General features: G+C 42.2%; 5 protein-coding genes and 3 tRNA genes. 3 read left to right on the forward strand and 5 right to left on the reverse strand.

Annotated features, from left to right (window positions below; genetic code table 11):
* Positions 1-68: 68 nt before the first annotated feature.
* Positions 69-551 (reverse strand): hypothetical protein, encoded by a 483-nt coding sequence (locus tag E1163_RS04445; RefSeq protein WP_221417931.1) that lies wholly within the window; start codon positions 549-551, stop codon positions 69-71.
* Between the two features lie 196 nt (positions 552-747).
* Positions 748-1,617 carry an AraC family transcriptional regulator gene (locus tag E1163_RS04450; RefSeq protein WP_155169927.1) on the reverse strand — a complete coding sequence of 290 codons (870 nt, stop codon included), beginning with the start codon at positions 1,615-1,617 and terminating at the stop codon, positions 748-750.
* 234 nt (positions 1,618-1,851) lie between these two features.
* On the opposite strand from E1163_RS04450, the gene E1163_RS04455 reads away from it, so the two are divergent.
* Positions 1,852-2,679, forward strand: a complete 828-nt coding sequence (locus tag E1163_RS04455) for an alpha/beta fold hydrolase (RefSeq protein ID WP_155169929.1) — start codon at positions 1,852-1,854, stop codon at positions 2,677-2,679.
* 194 nt (positions 2,680-2,873) lie between these two features.
* On the opposite strand, the gene E1163_RS04460 is transcribed toward E1163_RS04455, so the two are convergent.
* The 3 genes from E1163_RS04460 to E1163_RS04470 form a co-directional block, all read right to left on the reverse strand.
* Positions 2,874-2,947, reverse strand: a tRNA-Arg gene (locus tag E1163_RS04460).
* Between the two features lie 40 nt (positions 2,948-2,987).
* A tRNA-Pro gene (locus E1163_RS04465) sits at positions 2,988-3,062 on the reverse strand.
* A 58-nt stretch (positions 3,063-3,120) separates the two neighbouring features.
* Positions 3,121-3,209 (reverse strand) — tRNA-Ser (locus E1163_RS04470).
* A gap of 301 nt (positions 3,210-3,510) precedes the next feature.
* Here E1163_RS04470 and E1163_RS04475 point away from each other — a divergent pair.
* A complete protein-coding gene (locus E1163_RS04475) occupies positions 3,511-4,479 on the forward strand; it encodes a vWA domain-containing protein (protein WP_155169931.1) in 969 nt (322 codons plus the stop codon).
* A partial coding sequence (locus E1163_RS04480) for a tetratricopeptide repeat protein (protein WP_155169932.1) occupies positions 4,476-5,155 on the forward strand: 680 nt, incomplete at its 3' end. The genes E1163_RS04475 and E1163_RS04480, both read left to right, overlap by 4 nt.

Genomic DNA, 5,155 nt, shown 5'->3' on the forward strand with positions numbered 1-5,155 from the left:
CTTTTTCATATAGGTAAACAAACGGTTTTTGGGATTTCGAAACCCTATGAACTGCAAAACGGAAACCCTTAATTTTCACTCAACTCTTTAATCCTACCTTCCACATCTTTAATCTTGCCCGCCCAGTAATCAATTGCCTTATCAGGATCAATCTTTCTTTTCTTCCCGGTTCCTGCTTTTAAATTTTGAGGTACGCTATATAAGTACTGCATATTCTTATTCCAATCCTTTTGCCTTTCGCTATCATTGGCAGGTTCCACACGGTGCAGCCAAAAATGCCAGTGGTCAATATACCTGTTTTTAACCTGCTCCAGGTAGGCTAACAATGCCTCGTGATCTTTAGGAATGTACCCAGGCCCGCTGCACCCGCAAGAATGAAAAGTAATGCCGGCAGTATATAAATTTCTAATATGCTGCCATGCTTTAGTGTCATTCCTTTTCGGAGATTCAAAGTCCAAACCCATATCCGCCATCAACTGGCCACATTGCGGACATTTGGCTATGGCTACCTCATGATGCTGATGAGAACCTCTTTCTATATCGGCTAACAATCTCCTTTTGAATGTTTTACAACAATTAAAACATGCATAGTGAGGCTTATAAGTAGTCATTCCGTACCGACACATAAATCTTTCTGTTTAGTTATAGAAAGCAGGTACCTGATATTTTTTTGCAGAATCTTAAGCAAAAACGGTTAAAGCAAATATATCGAAGCCCACTGACTTCCGATTAAGTTAACCCTTTATCTTATTCCTGACCAGCCTTAACATGCTTACTCCTGTATACTGTCGGGCTCACTCCAATATATTTTTTGAACTGGCTGCTCAAATGACTGCCGTCGCTAAAATCAAGCTCGTGGGCAATTTCACTGATAGAAAGCGTGCTGCTCGCCAACCGCTGCTCAACCAGTTTCATCTTATACAACGTAATATAGCTTTGCAGACTTTCACCTGTTATTTTTTTAAAGTATTCCCCTACGTATGTTTTAGACAAGTTAAACCTCTCCGCCAGGTATGCGGTTTTGATCTTTTTCTTGTCATGGATATTTTGCCTGATGTGTAGTAAAACTTTATTAATAAGAGGTTCCTCTTTAAAGTCACAACCCTCACCCCTACGCTCATGCACCACACTCCTCATAAGTATGTTAAGGATAAGTGTGATCAGATGTCGGAGATTGTCTTCATAATAGGCCTCTTTTCGGTTATATTCTCCTGTCAGGTTATCTATAAGCGATGTTATCGCCGTACGGTCGGCGACACCCTTTATTATCAGCGGCTGAAAGCGATTGTGGTGATAAAATATCTGTTCTAACTGTTTCAGCCACCGGGTCACTCTTTCACGCTCCCCGGCAGTTTTATACTGGGTTAGAAATACCTGAGAAAACCTGATAGAACAAACACGAGTCTCTTTATCGCTCCGGAAGCCCCTGCAGTCTAGTGGGGTAAACAGAAATATATCTCCCTCTGAGTAGTCATAGATGTTTTCATTCACTTCACGGCTACCTTCCCCTTGGTCAATCCGCATAATTTCAAAAAAATGATAAACCAGGGCATGCTGTTTCCAGTAAGCCAAGTCCGATACATGTAGTTCGAAGGGTTGATAAAGCTGCTTTTTCATAAACCTCAATTGTTACAAGAGATACCTTACTTTTTACAGGCGACGGTGTTTCCCTCGCCCTACCTTCGTATCTCTTACGATACAAATCAAGACACGATCGATATGCAACAGAAAAAAGCAATTTTTCGGCCTCCGGGTCGACTCTTACTGGTTCTTGCACTTGCACTTTTAGCCATCAAAGGAGCAAGAGGTGAAAGATATGGTCTATTAACAACTACAAACTATTTAACGATTATGAAGCAGCAAACAAATTTAACCCCTACAAAAGAGGTACAGTATTTCACCACAGGCGATGGGCAGCAGATTGCCTTTAGACTCGATGGCCCCGGAGACGCACCAGTACTAATTTTGTCTAACTCGATAGCTACGAATTTTCACATGTGGGATGGACAAATACCTGCCTTTACACGACATTTTCGAATTCTTCGTTTTGATACTCGCGGCCACGGATCTTCAGATGCGCCTGCGGGCGACTATTCCATAGCCCGAATGGGTTGGGACGTCATTGAACTAATGGACCACCTGAACATACAACATGCGCATTTCTGCGGCTTATCATTAGGAGGTTTTATTGGTCAATGGCTGGCCATCCATGCACCCGATAGGATAAACAGACTGGTACTTGCCAATACCTCCTCATACCTCGGCCCCCAGGCTCTATGGAATGAGCATATCATTTCATTAAATACAGGAGCTTCTATGCAATCCTATGGTGATATGTTTATTAACAACTGGTTCCCTCAGGAAATGATTAAGGCACAGGACAGTACCGTTTACGAATTTCGGAAGATGGTATTGACCACCTCGCCGCAGGGCCTGGCAGGTTCCTTTGCTGCTGTGCGGGATACTGATATGAGAAGAACCATCACTTTAATACCTAACCCAACACTGGTCATAGGTGGAGCATACGACGGCGTCACACTTCCTGAACACAGTGAGGAGATTGCAGCATCTATTCCAGAAGCCCGGTTGGTGATACTCCCTGTTGTACACCTAACCAATGTCGAAAATAGGGATGCTTTTGAACGACTGGTAATTGATTTTCTTCTCTCAGATGATTAGGTCCAGAAACGCTTAGCTGAGTTTCCGGGGGAGGCTCAGCTTGGTGTTTGACGGACAGTAGTTAATGGCAATAGACGTGATTTAGTGATTTTCAAAAGTTAAAGTGAAGCACTGTTTCACGTTTCTATTAACCAGATTTCTTTAAAAAAGGGCATAAAAAAAGACAAACTGAAGATACAGTTTGCCTCGCATCGTGATCCCGCAGGGACTCGAACCCCGAACCTACTGCTTAGAAGGCAGTTGCTCTATCCAGTTGAGCTACGGAACCTAAATCTGGAAATCCAGAAATTTAAATTCTTAAAAATAAGTCGGGGCGGCAGGATTCGAACCTGCGACCCCCTGGTCCCAAACCAGGTACGCTAACCGGACTGCGCTACGCCCCGAACTTTATAATCTTACTTTCTTCTTCCTGATCGTTATCAGGCGCTCTATACGAGCCAGCGGAGAGAGGGGGATTCGAACCCCCGGTACCTGTTGCCAAGTACGACAGTTTAGCAAACTGCTGGTTTCAGCCACTCACCCACCTCTCCGGATGGTTATAAAAACGCTCTTTCAGCGCCTTTAACATAACTATTACCCATCTTTTTCAGCACTTACCAACGTCACTGTCTCCGAAAGAGAGTGCAAATATAAATGAACTCTCTCCACTTAACCAAGCCTGCCCAAAAACTTTTTTCAATAAAATTTCAATCCATAAACTAAATCTCCCCTGACATCGTTTATTCAATGTTTTTCCTACTAAAAAATTGTTTTATGACCAATGGTATTTGAGTCCAATCACTGCTTTTATATATTTGTCCAATATAGTTTTTATAAACTAATCTTTTTGATATGACCTGGCTCTACTCCCTAAGTGGATTGGAAATTACGTTTATCGCACTTTTTGTTGCCTTCTACTTATTATACCTCATAAGGGTAATCAGTATTGCAAAAAAACTAAGCACCCCCTATGGCTCTGTATTCATCAAGTTAAGCATCAGGTCAATTTATTTCGCCTTATTTATCGTGGCACTGCTAGGCCCTTCCTTTGGAGAATCAAAAAGGGAAGTTAAGTCAGTGGGTAAAGATATATTTGTATTAGTAGACCTCTCTCAGTCCATGAATGCTAACGACGTGCAGCCTACAAGACTGGAGAAGGTAAAGTTTGAATTAAAAAATATTGTAGAAGCATTCAACTCTGACCGCATCGGTATCATCATATTTTCATCAGAGGCCTTTATGCAGGTACCCCTTACCTTTGACCAAAATGCTCTCAACCTTTTCATTGAAACACTGTACACCAATTTGGTTCCGAACACCGGCACAGACTTCACCCCTCCCCTTCAACTGGCGCTGAATAAACTGAATAGCGAAGAATCTCCTATCACGCAGCAAAAGTCCAAAGTGATTATTCTGATCAGTGACGGGGAAGATTTCGGGGAAGAAACAGAAGAAGTGGCTCAGGAAATAGAAGATCAGGGCATCAAATTATATACTTTGGGAGTCGGCACGGAGCGCGGAAGCAAAATCCGTGTGAATGGTGTTTATAAAAAGAACCGGGAAGGTAATGATGTGGTTACAAAACTTGACAGCCGAACCTTAAAGAAACTGGCCTCGGAAACGGGTGGCAAGTATTTTGAAATCAATGAAACTAATAATGATGTTTCCCGATTGATTAATACAATAAACAATATTGAAGGTGAGTTGAGAGACACCAGGCAGATCGATGTATCCGCCAACAGATATTACTACTTTTTAGGTATCGCACTATTACTATTGGTCATTGATCTTCTTACGAGTGTTAAAACAATCAAGATATGAAGTATTTGTTTGCCATACTCCTTGTTACTGTCAGTTCATGGACTGACCTGGATAAGATTGCCAAAGTCAATAAACTAAAAAAAGAAGCTAAAACAGCTTACAATAATGGCGACTATCAAAAGGCATTAGACAATTACCTCTACCTCGTGGACTCCATGCAGGTGGAAGATGACAATATTGTGCTAAACATGGCCAATGCTTACTACAAACTTAATGACACCACCAATGCAGTCAACAACTATCAGGCTGTGGTGGATAGCAAAGACAATGTCGTGCGCTCTGTAGCACAGCAGCAGCTTGGCGTAATTGCAAACCGGTCAAAAAAATTCAAAGAAGCTCTGGAGCATTTTAAAGAAGCCATAAAAGCTGACCCTGCCAATGAAGAGGCCCGGTACAATTATGAACTTTTGAAAAAGGTACTGGAAGAGCAGGAACAACAAAACAAGGATCAGCAAAACAAGGACAATAAAGACCAGCAGAAACGGGACCAGCAGAAGAAAGATCAACAAAAGCAAGACCAGCAAAAAGGCGATCAGGAGAAAAAAGACCAGGAGCAGCAGAAAGACGAGCAAAAAGAAGGCGAAGGTGACGAAAAGGAAGAGCAGCAAAAGGACGATAAAAAGGATGGAGAAAAGAAGGAAGATGGCAAGCCAAAAGAAGAGCAGCAGCAAAAACC

This window comes from Fulvivirga kasyanovii (assembly GCF_009711405.1).
GTDB lineage: Bacteria > Bacteroidota > Bacteroidia > Cytophagales > Cyclobacteriaceae > Fulvivirga > Fulvivirga kasyanovii.

Excerpts from the sequence above, each read along its gene's own strand:
- E1163_RS04450 (WP_155169927.1), bottom strand. The coding sequence starts at position 1,617 with ATGAAAAAGCAGCTTTATCAACCCTTCGAACTACATGTATCGGACTTG.
- E1163_RS04455 (WP_155169929.1), top strand. The coding sequence starts at position 1,852 with ATGAAGCAGCAAACAAATTTAACCCCTACAAAAGAGGTACAGTATTTC.
- E1163_RS04475 (WP_155169931.1), top strand. The coding sequence starts at position 3,511 with ATGACCTGGCTCTACTCCCTAAGTGGATTGGAAATTACGTTTATCGCA.